Below are 15319 nucleotides of genomic sequence, written 5' to 3' on the forward strand. Positions count from 1 at the left end.
AAAATATAGTATTTAAAAAATTATTTTATTGTATTTTTCACTTGTATCTCTTTTGTCTGTTTTCTACCTTGAAACTTATGTAGAAAAGCAAAGATAAATGTAATTATGGGAGACACGTAGCATAATACCGCATAAGGTGCATATGAGATGGTTGAAATACCTGTTGTTATAAAAATAAATAGTGAATTTACGTTCCATGGAATAAGAGGAGCAATAATTGTTCCGGTGTCCGCCATAGTTCTAGCTAAAATACAATTTTTAACTTTTAACTCTTTATATTTATTGATTAAAAACTTTCCAGGAAGTATTATTCCAACACTTTGATCACTTATAATTGTTAAGGCACCACTTATAAGTCCTGTTTTTAAAATGAGTTCTTCACTCGATTTAATTTTAGAGGTTATTCTTTTAATTACTGGAATTATGAGTCCGGTTTCTTGAAATATGCTGCTTAGGGTGACTGCACCTGCTATTATAAGCAGCACAGATATCATGGATATCATGCCGCCGCTAACTAATACTGTATTCAATTGGACAAAATTAGTATTTATATTATAACCGTTTAATATGGCATTTATAATGTGATTAAAACCTTCTCTTTGAAAAACAATGGAAACAACTATTCCGGCAATTAATGCTAAAAATACTGATTTTAGCATTTTTATTCCCAAAAATAACATAATTATAATGCTTAATGGTAGAAGTAATATTAATGGTGAGACAGTAAAATTGCTGTTAATAGCATACATAAAATTATTTATATTAGAATTTTCAATAACTACACTGTATTTCTTCCCTATAAAATAATATACTGATGCGGATATAAAACAAGTTGGAAGTAATGTCTTTAGCATGGATGTTATAGCTTCTTTATACGCTATTTTTACGGTTTCAAGAGTGAGATTAAATAGATTTGATATTGGGGAACTCTTATCTGCTATAAAAGCTCCTGAAACTATAGCTCCTAAAAGAATATAATTTGGTATTCCAAATATCTTTGACAGTGCTAATAATGCAATTCCTACACTGCTTATGGTTCCAAATGCTGTGCCCATAAATATCGAAACTACTGATGTAAGTATAAAAGCAGAAAATAAAAAGTTTGTACCTTTCATATATTTGAGCCCATAGTATAACATAGTTGGTACAACTCCAGAAGACATCCATATGGGAATCATGGCTCCAATTAATGCCATTAAAATGAAGAGCGATTTACATTCATAAAGTCCTCTTTTTATCATGTTAAAGAGTTCAATTATTGAAAATCCACTTTTTCTACATAAATATATAGAAAAAATTATGCTTGCCATAAAACCATAAAATAGGAATGCATTTAATATAATACAGCTAATAATTGAGATAAGTGTAAATGTTAAAATAATATAAGTATATTTTTCGGGAATTTTGTTTTCATTCATATATCGTTCCTGCCAATCTCTTTTTAAATTAAAATTCTAAAAACTTAGTCATTTAATAGGCCGCTCCAGTATATTTCCCATGAGACTCTGAATTTTTGATTAAATCTTTCAATTCCCCCATATATTAATGCTACTAGCAGCCCGTCTAAAATAGTCATGAAAGAAAGAGTAGCTCTTTCAGCTTTTTTTGAAAAAGTTTCCGTATTAAAAAATAATTTATTTAATAGCTTTTCAAGTTCTGAGAAGTACAATTTAAAATTAAGGATAACTTCTTCTCTCAAATGAACTGGTGGCATATAGGCCATACGCAGTATAAACTTCATATTACATTCCTTATTATTTGTATAGCGTTCTTTAAGTTTTAAAATAAAATCTTCCAGGTAGTTTTTTAAATCAGGTTGATAATGAGAGAAATACTGATGCAAAAATTTAGTCTCCTCATTAATAACTTCTTCCATAACTGTAAGAAATAATTCATCTTTACTTTTAAAATGAGAATAAATTGATTGCTTTTTTATTCCTACTTCTTGAGCAATATCAGAAAGTGAAGCACCGTCATATCCCTTTTCTGTAAAATTTAGCAGCGCGGCTTTTTTTATTTCTGCAATAGTCATTTGACTACCCCCTTTACGATCGTTCGTAAGTATATAATACAGTAAATACCAAATGAAGTCAAGTTTAAAAATATGATACGAAAAGTTTTCCTGCTTTTTAGAGATGAGGATATTTATATAAAAAAAGCTTTCTGTAATAAATCAGATATCACAGAAAGCTTTTTCATCATTATCAAGCTAATTAGTTGGATTCAGGTGTACTCTCTCCTGTACTGCCGGAAGATGAGTTAGCTGAATTATTGTTTCCTGTAGTATCCCCAGAAGATGAATTATTTGAATTAGTATTTTCGCCATTATTACCAGAAGATGAATTAGTCGTTGTATTTGTATTTTCAGTATTGTTTTTATTATTTTTAGTACTTTCAGATGATGAGTTGTTTGAGCCCGTATTTTCAGTGCTATTTTTAGAAGATGAACTGCCTGAATTCGAATTTCCGTTTCCGGTGTTTTTATAAGACGAATTGGTTGTATTTGTGTTTTTAATTGTATTACTAGAAGGTGATTTAGTTGTACTGTTGGTTTTAGTTGATCCTCCTGTTGAATTAGTAGTAGGCTCTTTTTGAACAGTGCTATTTACTTCAGGTGTCTTTGAATTATTGGATTTTGCCTTTAAAAAAGCTCTACTTGAAAATCCCACAACTACAATTAAAGCAATTGATGCCATTGCTATTAATGCCTTCTTGTTTAAATCAGGTTTGAAAGTCTTTTTCCTTTTTTTATCACTTAATGCTTTGTTATTGTAGTTATAAGGCTCTTTATTTGTGGCTTTGGTATAATTGCCTTTTTCAGTTGGTTTTGAAACTGCATTAACTATATTTTTGGGTATATTAAGCAATAAAAATAGAAGCCCCCTTTGTTCCATGGATTCTATCCTTTTGAATTTTTCAGGTGATCTGAGTATGATAACAGGTTTAGCGAGTGGTGCACGTTGACCTTCTACGTAGAGTGTAACTGAAAATTTATCACCTTTACTCAAAAAGGGTATATTGACATCTAAAGTTTTATCTTTTATTGAAGAATTAAATTTCAGTCCCCTGGTTATCTTTGTTTCTGCAATTTTTAAGTTGTTTTGTTTATTTTGTATATCTAAGGTTATTTCATGGATTATCTTGTTTGATACATTGGCAACAGTTACAATGTATGCGAAAACTTTTTTACCTTCTAGATTCATTGAAATGGCATTTCCCACATGGCATAGTAATCTGGGTGCCAAGTTTTTATAATAGTCTAAGAGCAGTCCAGATATAAACGATATTACTATAGTTATAATTGCAGTTTTGATAACACCTAGCATATTAAATTCGCTTCCTTGCTTTTTATAATTATGTAAATAAATTATAAGATAGATATATATTTGTGTCAAATGGGCAAATCAAGATAATTCCTGGGTTTATGAACAAAATGTAAATGAGTTAATTATGATAGGTATCCGCTTTTGCCGCAATATTGACCTTGTTTAAGGGTAATGAAAAAAGTGGTATTTAGTATATAATTAAATATATGTGAAAAGTTAAAGGGATATGTTATAACACAAGACTAAGGAATGGGTATATATTAGAGAAATGTATATAGAAGATAGAAGGTTTTTTTAGACCTTCTATCTTTTGTGTTTTTTTAATAAATTTTGTAAAGTCTGTGCATGATAAGCTGATTTTTCTGCGAAATTTTTAAATATTTCGTTTATTTCCTTATTGTCTATTTTATCTGAGTACTGCTGATAATCTCTTACATTTTGTTGTTCATCCAGAATTTTTTTCTTTAATATGTCTTCTGTTGTTAAATTCATTTTTATCCTTCCTTTCCATTTATAGATTCTGTAATATAAAAAATATTATTCATTATGAGCTTCTTTTTAAAATGCATAAATTTTTACCACTATTATGACTAGTGTATTGAATTGTAACTTATTTGACACATAAATGTAATAAGATATGTACATGTGTACTTTAATTTGTTTACAATTAGGAGGTATTCTGGTTTGTCATTTAATTCAGCGCAGTTTTTACTTTTTTTCTTTATTGTGGTCATCTTTTACTATGTCCTACCAAATAGAATACGTTGGATTTGGCTTCTTGCAGCAAGCTATTGCTTTTATATGACGTGGAATCCAAAATATATTTTTTTAATTATTACATCCACTTTAATTACGTATGTTGGTGGATTGTTGATAGATAGGGTAGAAAAAGTAAAAATAAGAAAATTGCTTGTTTTTTTTAGTATATCGAGTAATCTGGGAATTCTTTTTATATTTAAATATTATGACTTTTTTAGTACAAGTATTACACGTGTTTTTTATCATTTTCATATTGCTGTAAATATGCCATCGTTTGATTTTATACTGCCTGTTGGGATCTCATTCTATACATTTCAGGCATTGAGCTACATTATAGATGTCTATAGAAAAGATGTTAGGGCAGAAAAAAATTTAGGGAAATATGCTTTGTTCGTATCATTTTTTCCTCAGCTACTCTCGGGACCTATTCAGAAATCAAAGCATTTTATGAAACAGATATATGAGAATCACTATTTTAGCTACAATAATGTTAAAAGCGGGTTACTTTTGATGTTATGGGGATATTTTCAAAAAACAATGGTGGCAGACAGAATAGGAAATATTGTAGATGCTGTCTATAGTAATCCAACAAATTACAGAGGATTTATAATAGTGATAGCTACGGTATTTTTTGCCTTTCAACTATATTGTGATTTTTCGTCATATTCAAATATAGCAATAGGTGCAGCACAAGTTATGGGCTTTAGGCTGTCACAGAATTTTGAAAGACCATATTTTTCAAAATCAATAAGAGAATTTTGGAAACGATGGCATATGTCACTTACAAGTTGGTTTATGGATTATCTTTATTTTCCCTTGGGAGGAAGCAGATGCAGTAAAGCTAGAAAATATTTTAATGTTATGATTGTATTTATGGTAAGTGGTCTGTGGCATGGTTCAAGTTTTACATTTGTAGTTTGGGGAACATTACATGGTATATATTATATAGTTGAAAATTTATTCAGTCCTGTAGGAGATATGCTGGTGAGAAAATTTAAAATTAGGACAAGTTCCTTTGGTTATAAATTATCTATGATATTGATTAATTTCATATTGGTTGATTTTGCATGGCTGTTTTTCAGAGCAACCTCTTTTAAAAATGCTGTAGTGTTAATTAAGAATATATTTTATTTTAATCCTTCAGTATTTACTGATGGCTCTCTGTATAAACTTGGATTGGATTCATCAAATTTTTTTGTTGCAATGCTTAGTCTGGGTATAGTTTTTATCGTTGATCTGCTGCAGAGAACAAAAAATCTGAGAGATGAATTGTTGAAACAAAATATGGTATTCAGATGGTCTCTGTATTTGACTTCAGCAATAGTTATATTGATATTTGGTGTATATGGCTCAGGTTATGATATCCAACAATTTATATATTCTAGATTTTAGGAGGAGCGTATTTGATTAAAAAGATAATTGTAAAAATTTCAATTTTTATTACTATTTTAATATTTATGATTTATAGTATTACCCCTATATTTATACTGAAAACAGATCATAGGAGTAAGCTGATAGAAGGCTTGTATAACCATACCGGAAATGCGTATGATGTGGTGTTAATGGGAGGAAGTCATATGAATGGAGGAATAGATCCCAATGTATTGTGGCATGATTATGGTATAACAAGTTTTAACTATGCAACAGGAGGCCAATCTATGGATATGACGTATTACATGTTGAAGGAAGTTTTGAAGAAACATAAAAATCCTGTGGTTGTACTTGATGCATATTATCTGGCTCAGAGTGCTGAGTATGGACAAAGAGGGTATATAAGCAATGTGCTTGACAATATGAAGTTTTCGATGAATAAACTGGAAGCCATATGGAACTGTACGCCACTTGAAGACAGATTGGAGTATCTGATACCATTTTTGAAATATCATTATAGGTGGAATCAACTTACAGAGAATGATTTCAATTATGATAGTTCAGAAGTATACTACGCTAAAGGATTTGCCGCTGGAACCAAGAAATATGGAAAAGATGATTCAACAGCAAATCAAACATCCAGAACAGTTTCGGGAACGGTAAATCTTCCGACGAAATCATTGGCCTATTTAAACAAGATTATAGACTTATGTAAAGAAAATAATTTAAAATTGATTTTAGTCAATACTCCATTTGACTATAATTCTGATGCTGCTTCAAATGAGTGGGTCAGTCAACAAGCCAAAATGTTCAACAAAGTTGCAGAGATTGCAAAGAAAGAAAATATACCATTTATCAATTATAATGATAAAATGGATGAAATAGATCTTGATTTCAAAAATGATATGAATAATTCAGGACATCTTAATATATGGGGAGCCTATAAGGTTACAAAGGATTTTGGAGATTATTTAAAACAAAATTACAATTTGAAAGATCATAGAAATGACAATGCCTATAGTCAGTGGAATGCAGATTATAAGAGGTCTCAAGCAGCAACTTATATAACTGATAAGTAATTATCAATAGAAGAAAATGGTTTTGAGATAGCTGAGATAGCTGCTATTATAGTGAAAATGAATTATTGACAGAAATTTTGAAAAGTGATACTTTTAATTACAAAAGTACGTATTTGCATATATTGTACGTAAATACGTACAGACAAGAAGAAAGTATCTATATTAATGAAAAAATACGTTTAAATAATGCCGGAAGGGAGAAGTAAAGCTGTGGAGAGAAGTAAAAAAATTCTTTGTGGATTACAGAATCAGTATTATAGAGCTACATGGAAGTCAATGGGGTTTTCAACAGATGACTTAAAAAGACCTCTAATAGGAATTGCGAATGCGTGGAGTGAGTGTGTTCCGGGTCATTTTAATCTACGTCAGGTTGCACAGAGGGTAAAGGATGGTATATACCGTGCAGGTGCAACTCCAGTTGAGTTTGGAGTGATTGGTGGTTGCGATGGAATGGGACAAGGGCATGATGGAATGCATTACATCCTTCCTTCAAGGGAACTGATTGCAAATTCAGTTGAATCCATGGCACAGATCAATTTATTTGATGGTATTGTGTTATTAGGTTCCTGTGATAAAATTGTACCGGGAATGTTGATGGCAGCAGCACGTTTGGATATGCCATGCATCTTATTGCCGGGAGGACCTATGGATGGAGGAATTGTTTTTGACGGCCGTAAATCGGATCAGACTTCAAGTACTGAAGCTTACGGAATGTTAACTGCCAATAAGATTTCGGAAAAGGAATATGTATCTTTAGAAAATCTTTCATGTCCTACATGTGGTTCCTGTTCTTATCTGGGAACTGCAAATACAATGTGTTCATTATCGGAAGCTTTGGGCATGACATTACCGGATGGAGGTATCATACCAGCTGCTTCTGCTGCACGCCTTGCCATTGCAGAAGATACAGGCATTAAGATTGTCGAACTTGTACAGAAAAATATTACAGCCCGTAGGATTATCACGAAAGAGAGTGTGAGAAATGCAATTAAAGTGTGTCTTGCTATGAGTGGCAGCACGAATGCTGTAATGCATCTTACAGCTATTGCCTATGAAGCTGAATTAGATATTAATGTACTGGAGGAATTTGATGAGTTATCGAAAACGACTCCTCAGATTGCCAAAATCAATCCAGCATCTAAATACAATATGATTGATTTCTATCAGGCAGGCGGAGTCATGCGGTTAATGGAGGAGATGCAGACAATTATAGATACTGAGCAGATGACTGTTACATGTCATACAGTGGCAGATAATATTGTAGATCATGTATACCAGTATCCGGAGAATTCGAATGTAATTAAAACTATGAAAGAACCGTTTGGATATCAAGGTGGTGTTGCTGTACTCCGTGGAAACATAGCACCTGATACGGGAATTACAAAACCTGGAGCATTTGATAAGAGTTTGCATCATTTTGTAGGAGAAGCCATTTGCTTTAATTCAGAAGAAGAGGCAGAAGAGGCAATTTTAGAAGGAAAAGTACATGAGGGACATGTAGTTGTTATCCGTTATGAAGGCCCTAAAGGTGGCCCTGGCATGCGTGAAATGTATAAGGCCATGAAATATTTATATGGACGTGGATTGTCCAAATCAACGGCATTAATAACTGATGGACGTTTCAGCGGAACGAATAATGGATGCTTTGTGGGACACATATCTCCAGAAGCAGCAGAAGGCGGACCGATTGCAATTATAAAAAATGGTGACAAAGTTGAAATCGATGTAGAAAATCGCAGTTTGAATTTAATGGTCAGCGATGAGGAAATTTCCAACCGCTTAAAAACATGGAAACGCCCAGAACCAAAATTTAAACGTGGATATCTGGGTTTATATTGCAAGATTGCAGCATCAGGCTCTGAAGGTGCAATCATGAAATACGATTTGCTATAAGAACGTGAATATATCTTAAAGTATATATTGATGTATCTATTAATTTATGATAATATTAAAAACATAAATTAGAGTCTTAGGTAGTGAAGTTTGCCCTTAAGTATCCTCTGTGATTAATGACTTCTACTATTGCTAGTAGAAGTTTTTTTATGCTTATTTTTAGTAAAGGCTGTAGAGGTGGTCTTAGATGCATATTTGTGCTAATTTATTTTTTGAAGGCCGAAGACAACTTCTCTTATATAGTATTTTTTAAATGAGTTACAAAAGAATAATTTAAAATGGAAGGAAAATTGATAGATGAGAAAATGTATTTTTATTGGTATTGGCGGTTTTTTAGGTGCTATATCAAGGAGTTTTGTAAAAAATATTAATATATTCAGTTATAGTACTGCAATACCGTTGGATACATTGTTTATAAATATTACTGGAAGCTTTATATTAGCTTTTGTACTTACAGTGACGAGTAAGAAACTGAAAATTGATGAGAATATACAACTTGGAATTTCAACGGGATTTATAGGGGCATATACAACATTTTCAACATTGTGTAAAGAGACAGTAAAATTAATTACCGGCAAATATTATTATGCAGCGGTATCTTATATGCTCATGTCAGTGACTTTGGGACTTATAGCAGCCTATTTAGGTATAATGGCTGGGAGCAAATTCAATTCAAAGATGACAAATAATCACCATAAACCAGATTATGATGAAAATGTTCAGGATATAGACGAAGTAATTTAAATTGTAGGAGGAAATTGAGATGAATTATTTACTAGTTGGTACAGGTGGTATATTGGGAAGTATTGCGAGATATGGTATTGGAAAAACTATATCAAAACATGTCAACGCCAGATTTCCTGTTGGAACTTTTGTAATAAATATCACAGGAGCCATTATGCTTGGAATCTTGACTTCAGCTCAATTTGGTACAAACATGTATTTATTTCTTGGAGATGGGTTTTTAGGAGCATATACGACCTTTTCCACATTTATGTACGAAGGATTTAATTTATTTAAAGATAATGAAAAGTTGAATGCATTTGTATATACCTTAAGCTCTGTTATCATTGGAATAATAGGATTTTCAATTGGCATAAAAATAGGTCTTTTATAAATAAAATAACAGCATTTACTTTTTGGCAGATGCTGTTATTTTTTATTGATTAAAATAGTTTGATTATGTAAAAATATCAATACTTAATAAATGTGGTATAATATAGATGAACAATAGTAGTATTCACTTGTGACGGGACTACTGCTGTGTAACTAAAGAAGAGATACTTTCTTAGAATGCAGAGTTTGAGATGCAGCTTGAAACGATGAAGGTTGTAAGAATTTATTCAACAACATGAAATGGAAAATGAGTTTATCGGTAATACTGTAAATTTCAGAATATTCAAACTAAAACTATTTTTTAAGAAAAAATCTTGATAATTATTGGTATACTGATTTGAAATCCTATGTTAAAGTATCTGTTATCTTGATAATAAAACAAAAATTCGCTCAAAGCCAAGTATTTTCATTACGTTTTATGCCTTGAGCAAAGCGAAAGGAATGAATATAATTATGAAAAAAAAGTGTCAGGAGAATTTCCAACAAACTGCTCTTGAAGATTTTGGATACGAGCAAGAATTAAATAGAGTATTAAAGACAAAAGATTTGGTGATTTATGGATTAATCATCATGGTTCCCATTGCACCCTTTGGTATATATGGAATTGTGAATGAGGCGGCGAGTGGTATGGCTGCATTGGCATACCTTCTTGGCATGCTTGCAATGCTTTTTACAGCATTTAGTTATGCAAGAATGGCGGAGGCAATTCCTATTGCTGGTTCAGTATATTGTTATGCAAGTAAAGGACTAAACACAACTGTTGGTTTTTTTGCCGGATGGGCAATATTACTTGACTATGCATTTATACCTGCTCTTTTATACCTGTTAAGCGGAGCTGCTCTTCACGATATGATGCCTTCAGTACCTATCTTCCTATGGGCATTTATTTTTATTATATGTAATACTTTAATCAATATCAGGGGAATTGAGATGGCTGCAAAAGTCAATAAAGTGTTACTTGTCCTTCAATTAATCATACTTACATATTTTGTAATTTGTGGAGTAATAGGAATAGCTCATGGTGTAAATGGCGCTGAATTTTCGCTGAAACCGTTATTTAATTCAAATCTTGGGCTTTCAGCAGTAATGCCGGGAGTAGCAATTTGTGTTTTAAGTTATCTTGGTTTTGATGGTATAAGCACATTGGCTGAGGAAAACCAGGATGGAGGCGGAACTATAGGTAAAGCTACTGTAATAGCACTGTTAGTTTGTGGGATTATATTTGTCATACAGTGTTGGGTAGCTGGAATGGCGTATCCAGACTGGCATGCCTTTAAAGATCCTAATACGTCATTCTATGTAGTTGCATTCAGTGTGGGTGGAAACGCACTTAAACTTACTTGTGAAATTGGAATAACTATTGCTCTTGGTTTTGCATGTGCATTGTCATTTCAAACTGCAGTTTCGAGAGTACTATTTAGTATGTCAAGAGACGGACTCATGCCAAAAGCTTTTTCAAAAATTCACCCTAAATTTAAAACCCCATATGTTGCAACAATTTTTGTAGCTGTAATTGCTATAATAGTATGCAGCGTATTCAGCGAAATGATTGATATACTGTCATGTTTGGTTAATTTTGGAGCCTTGACTTCATTTGCGATACTTCATGTGGCAGTTATTAATTATTTTGTATTTAAAACTAAGAAATATAATTTCTTTCAACACATTGTATTGCCCACTGTAGGATTTATTATAATAGTATATGTTTGGATACACCTTGCTATTATGTCGAAAATTATAGGACTGGTATGGTTGACCTTAGGTACTGTATACTACTTAGTATTGACATTTGTGTTAAAAAGAGATACTTCGAAGATGCAGGTGTGAATTTTATAAGAATCTTAGGACCAATATATGCTATAATCAATATACCAATTAAAGGTGAGTAAACTAATTTCCGTATCAAGTATGTTGAAACTTGATACGGAAATTAGTCTGAATTCTTTTAATTAGTTACCGCTGGCACCGTAATTTGACAACACCCTGGCACTAGGATCATTTACATCACAGCCTTTCCATTCTTTGTTTGGCATCCAGAAATCAACTATCATTTTGGCCTGTCCTGGGTAATATTTTTCAAAGATTTGCCTGTATAATAGAGATTCTTTTGTAAATGGCTTAGCATGATATTCGTATTTTTTAGATAGTTTTTCAAATTCTTCATCAGAATAATATGCTTCTGCATATTCTTTTAAATAGTCTACCATAGAATGTCCTACAGCATCACTAAATGCCGCCTTTTCACGATATAAAATATCATGTGGAAGGTAATCTCCTTCAAATGCATGTCTCAAAAGATATTTACCTTTATTATATTTATTCAATTTCTTTTCAGGATCGATGGCCATAACGTATTTTACAAAATCCAAGTCTCCAAAAGGTACCCTTGCTTCCATAGAATTTGAACTGATGCAGCGATCTGCACGAAGTACGTCATACATATGGAGTTCTCTGATTCTCTTTTGTGATTCCTTTTGAAATTCTTCTGCATTTGGAGCAAAATCAGTATATTTATAGCCAAATAATTCATCGGAGATTTCGCCGGTAAGAAGTACTCTTATATCAGAAATCTGGTGTATTTTCTTACAGAGCAGATACATTCCCATACTTGCTCTTATTGTAGTAATATCATAGGTCCCAAGAATTTTGATAACTTCCTCGAGCGATTCAATTACTTCCTCTTTTGTCATGTAGACAACAGTATGGTCACTGTGAATATAATCTGCAACTTCCTGTGCATATTTTAGGTCAATGGCATCTTCAGTCATGCCTATGGCAAATGTCCTAATCGGTTTTTCAGAATTCATTTTTTGAGCAATAGCACATACCAATGAACTGTCAAGACCTCCGCTTAATAAAAAGCCTACAGGAGCATCGGCATCCATGCGTTTTTCTACAGCAGCTACCAGCTTATCATGAATGTTACTGCAGATAATTTCCAAGTCATCTTTATAATAGGGACCATTTGCTGCTGAAATATTACAATAGCACGTAAATTTACCGTCAGCATAATAATATCCTGGTGGGAATGGCAGGATCTTGTCTGTAAGACCAACTAGATTTTTTGCTTCACTTGCAAACATGATTTTACCCGATTCAGAATAACCATAGAATAAAGGGCGAATTCCAATTGGATCCCGTGCTGCAATGTAACTATCCTTTTTTCCATCGTAAATAACAGTTGCAAATTCTGCATCTAATTTTGAAAACATGTCTAACCCATATTCGTAATACATGGGGAGTAATATTTCACAATCACTATTAGAAATAAATTTATAGCCCCTTTTTATCAGTTCTTTTTTAATTTTACGAAAACCGTAAATTTCACCATTACAGATAACTGCGTCCATTTTTCTCGTGAATGGCTGCATTCCGCTAAAGCTTAAATCCATGATGGAAAGCCTTTGAAAACCTAAAATTCCAGACGGCAAAGTTAAGATCTCCATCATATCTGGTCCTCTAGACTCGGTTCTCTGTAGTGCCTTTGCAAATTTTTCATATTTTATATCTGTTCCCGTATAACACATAATTGTACACATTTTAATATTCCTCCTAGCATGATAAAGTTAATAAACGTTTTATTTTTCATTTTTAGTTATAAAGCTGAAATTGGGATTCTTTCTAGTTCAGAAGCTCTATCAAAATATGTCATAGTTATTCAGATATTAGTTCTCCTATTATAGTGTGGTTATCCCGTTCTTTATAATTTGTTCTAAATATAAAAACAGCGCCAATTCGTCTTATTAATAGGACGAACTGGCGCTTATCCGTGGTGCCACCTAATTTACCATCTAATTGTTGGTCTCTTTCCAGCTACTACTGGTATCCAAAGTAACGTATGGAATACGGCGTACCTACTTTAATCTGAACCTGTGTGAAAGATCTTGCTTAAAACACAGCATACAAATATTTCAGTTTACAACTCCGAAGTGTTATTCAAAAAAACTCTACCACTGGATTCACACTATCTCCAGCTCACTGGTGGTGAAATGTTTTTTTTACTTGTCTTCATCATGGCTTTTATTTAATGAATTTAATTCTAAACCTTACATTCATCTTTGTCAACATTTTTTTGCGTTAAAAAATAAAAATTATTAGTCCACCATTGTAGATAAATTATAATAGAATTTAGAAAGATAGATTTTTACAGGTATATCAGCTACTTTAAACAAAGAAGCAAAGAGAAGAGGTTCCACTGTCGGAATTGATTGTTGCCACTAACTGCGGAGGTTCAGATCCTACATCCGGACTTGCTTCAAATCCTGTACTGGGAAATGAAACTGACAGATTAGTTGATCTTGGTTCAACTTCTATATTATGTGAAACAACAGAGTCTATAGGAGCGGAGCATATTCTTGCAGAGAGGGCAGCTACTCCTGAAGTAAAGGACAGGATATATGAAATCGTAAGAAGGTATGAAGAACATTTAAAAAATGTTGGAGAAAATCTTAGAAATGGGAATCCCTCACCTGGAAACAAGGCTGGAGGAATAACTACTCTTGAAGAAAAGTCACTTGGATGTATCACAAGGGTGGACATAGACCTATTGAGGAAGTTACAGACTATAGTGTCGGTCCAGGCAAAAAAGGACTTGTCATAATGGATGCTCCAGGATATGATATAGCTTCTGTAACAGGACTTGTTGCAGGAGGTGCACAAATAGTTGTGTTTACTACAGGGGATGAACTCCCACAGGAAATGGACTTGTACCTGTTCTTAAAATGACAGCAAACAAGATAACATTCAATAAGATGAAAGAAAATATAGATTTTGATGCGAGTCCTGTAATTGGAGGGACAAAATCCATAGAAGAAATGGGAGAAGAATTGCTAAATGAGATAGTAGCTGTTGCAAATGGAAAGGTTGTAAAGGCGGAAGCCTTTGGTTTCAATGACATTGCGATAAGTAGACTGTGCAATTATGTGTAGACTTATTACAGCAAGGAGATGGTTATATGAAATTTGTAACTTTTAGAGTCAATAACCAGCTAAAGCTTGGTATGTATGCTCTAGACATGAAAAATGTAATTGATATTGGCAGTCTTAAAAACCTTGAAGGACATTATGATAGCATGGTTGTTTAATAATGATCAATTGTGACAGGCCTGGGAAAGTGCCGAAAACACTATATTGATTTAGTATATATTATTTTTTATTATTCTATTGATTCTGCTACTTTTATTAATTCATTTAGTTCTATATCTGATGCAACATTATAGTATGTTCCATTTTCCCAAAACATAATTTGCTTATAATTGTCACCCTTTTCATCACCGTAAACCCATGCTTCGGTATCATTAATGGATATTTTCTTTGAGTTAGTTAATAAATCTTCTGGTTTTCCTGTATCTTGAGCTTCTTGTATTCTGATATATTTTTCATCATCTCCTTTATATGTCATCACAATTAAATCAAATGAACCTAAGCTGTTATTTTGTCTTTGACCTTGTACATTTATTTGTTTCATATTTGCATGCTTATATTTAGGTTCCTTAATTTTAACCTTTATGTTTTTATTAATTTCATCTTCAGTTTTAAAATCTGTTAATCGGCTATTAAAATTCTTTGATGATATAGTTTTATTTGATGAGGTTGAATCGTTAGTATTTTTTGATTCTTTTATATTATTAAATGCAAATACAGATGTTACTATTAACATAACGGATATTAATGTGACTGCGAGAATTATTTTTTTATACTTTAATTTGTTCATAAAATCTCATTCCTATCCTATAATGGTATATATTTTAATATTAATATTGTAGAATTTAATAAG

14 protein-coding genes, 1 pseudogene and 1 other annotated feature are annotated in these 15319 nt (G+C 32.4%); of the genes and pseudogenes, 9 read left to right on the plus strand and 6 right to left on the minus strand.

The window, feature by feature from the left end; translation table 11 throughout:
* Positions 1-20: 20 nt before the first annotated feature.
* The 4 genes from J5G60_RS10225 to J5G60_RS10240 form a co-directional block, all read right to left on the minus strand.
* Positions 21-1418, minus strand: coding sequence for a Na+/H+ antiporter NhaC family protein (locus J5G60_RS10225; RefSeq protein WP_150358152.1), 1398 nt, complete (start codon positions 1416-1418; stop codon positions 21-23).
* A gap of 44 nt (positions 1419-1462) precedes the next feature.
* Entirely contained in the window at positions 1463-2032 is a 570-nt protein-coding gene (locus J5G60_RS10230) for a TetR/AcrR family transcriptional regulator (protein WP_150358151.1), read from the minus strand.
* Positions 2033-2213: 181 nt separating this feature from the next.
* Positions 2214-3326 (minus strand): hypothetical protein, encoded by a 1113-nt coding sequence (locus tag J5G60_RS10235; RefSeq protein WP_150358150.1) that lies wholly within the window; start codon positions 3324-3326, stop codon positions 2214-2216.
* A 303-nt stretch (positions 3327-3629) separates the two neighbouring features.
* Positions 3630-3818, minus strand: coding sequence for a ferritin family protein (locus J5G60_RS10240; RefSeq protein WP_150358149.1), 189 nt, complete (start codon positions 3816-3818; stop codon positions 3630-3632).
* A 378-nt stretch (positions 3819-4196) separates the two neighbouring features.
* Between J5G60_RS10240 and J5G60_RS10245 the strand changes: the two genes are divergently transcribed.
* From J5G60_RS10245 to J5G60_RS10270, 6 genes are all read left to right on the plus strand, one after another.
* On the plus strand, positions 4197-5477 hold the full coding sequence (locus J5G60_RS10245; RefSeq protein WP_268905686.1) for an MBOAT family O-acyltransferase: 1281 nt from the start codon (positions 4197-4199) through the stop codon (positions 5475-5477).
* Between the two features lie 11 nt (positions 5478-5488).
* Entirely contained in the window at positions 5489-6535 is a 1047-nt protein-coding gene (locus tag J5G60_RS10250) for an SGNH/GDSL hydrolase family protein (RefSeq protein WP_150358147.1), read from the plus strand.
* Between the two features lie 210 nt (positions 6536-6745).
* Positions 6746-8428 carry a dihydroxy-acid dehydratase gene (gene ilvD / locus J5G60_RS10255; RefSeq protein ID WP_236035248.1) on the plus strand — a complete coding sequence of 561 codons (1683 nt, stop codon included), beginning with the start codon at positions 6746-6748 and terminating at the stop codon, positions 8426-8428.
* Between the two features lie 297 nt (positions 8429-8725).
* On the plus strand, positions 8726-9172 hold the full coding sequence (gene crcB / locus J5G60_RS10260) for a fluoride efflux transporter CrcB (RefSeq protein WP_150358145.1): 447 nt from the start codon (positions 8726-8728) through the stop codon (positions 9170-9172).
* A gap of 19 nt (positions 9173-9191) precedes the next feature.
* Positions 9192-9545 (plus strand): fluoride efflux transporter CrcB, encoded by a 354-nt coding sequence (gene crcB / locus J5G60_RS10265; RefSeq protein ID WP_150358144.1) that lies wholly within the window; start codon positions 9192-9194, stop codon positions 9543-9545.
* Positions 9546-9997: 452 nt separating this feature from the next.
* Positions 9998-11371, plus strand: a complete 1374-nt coding sequence (locus tag J5G60_RS10270; RefSeq protein ID WP_150358143.1) for an APC family permease — start codon at positions 9998-10000, stop codon at positions 11369-11371.
* 122 nt (positions 11372-11493) lie between these two features.
* On the opposite strand, the gene asnB is transcribed toward J5G60_RS10270, so the two are convergent.
* The gene (gene asnB / locus J5G60_RS10275; RefSeq protein WP_150358142.1) at positions 11494-13083 is read right to left on the minus strand and encodes an asparagine synthase B; all 1590 of its coding nucleotides are present in this window, start codon (positions 13081-13083) and stop codon (positions 11494-11496) included.
* Positions 13084-13288: 205 nt separating this feature from the next.
* Positions 13289-13568: a binding site (T-box leader), on the minus strand.
* 180 nt (positions 13569-13748) lie between these two features.
* Here asnB and J5G60_RS10280 point away from each other — a divergent pair.
* From J5G60_RS10280 to J5G60_RS19070, 3 genes and pseudogenes are all read left to right on the plus strand, one after another.
* A pseudogene (locus J5G60_RS10280) lies at positions 13749-14269 on the plus strand (hypothetical protein).
* Positions 14266-14472 carry a UxaA family hydrolase gene (locus J5G60_RS19065; RefSeq protein WP_243139167.1) on the plus strand — a complete coding sequence of 69 codons (207 nt, stop codon included), beginning with the start codon at positions 14266-14268 and terminating at the stop codon, positions 14470-14472. Before J5G60_RS10280 ends, J5G60_RS19065 begins: the two are co-directional and overlap by 4 nt.
* Before the next feature lie 26 nt (positions 14473-14498).
* Positions 14499-14627 (plus strand): hypothetical protein, encoded by a 129-nt coding sequence (locus tag J5G60_RS19070; RefSeq protein WP_268253920.1) that lies wholly within the window; start codon positions 14499-14501, stop codon positions 14625-14627.
* Positions 14628-14698: 71 nt separating this feature from the next.
* Here the strand turns inward: J5G60_RS19070 and J5G60_RS10285 are convergent, their stop codons facing one another.
* Positions 14699-15256 (minus strand): DUF4367 domain-containing protein, encoded by a 558-nt coding sequence (locus J5G60_RS10285; RefSeq protein ID WP_150358141.1) that lies wholly within the window; start codon positions 15254-15256, stop codon positions 14699-14701.
* Positions 15257-15319: the final 63 nt, after the last annotated feature.

Source organism: Clostridium sp. HV4-5-A1G (genome assembly GCF_900184915.1).
GTDB lineage: Bacteria > Bacillota > Clostridia > Clostridiales > Clostridiaceae > Clostridium_B > Clostridium_B aromativorans.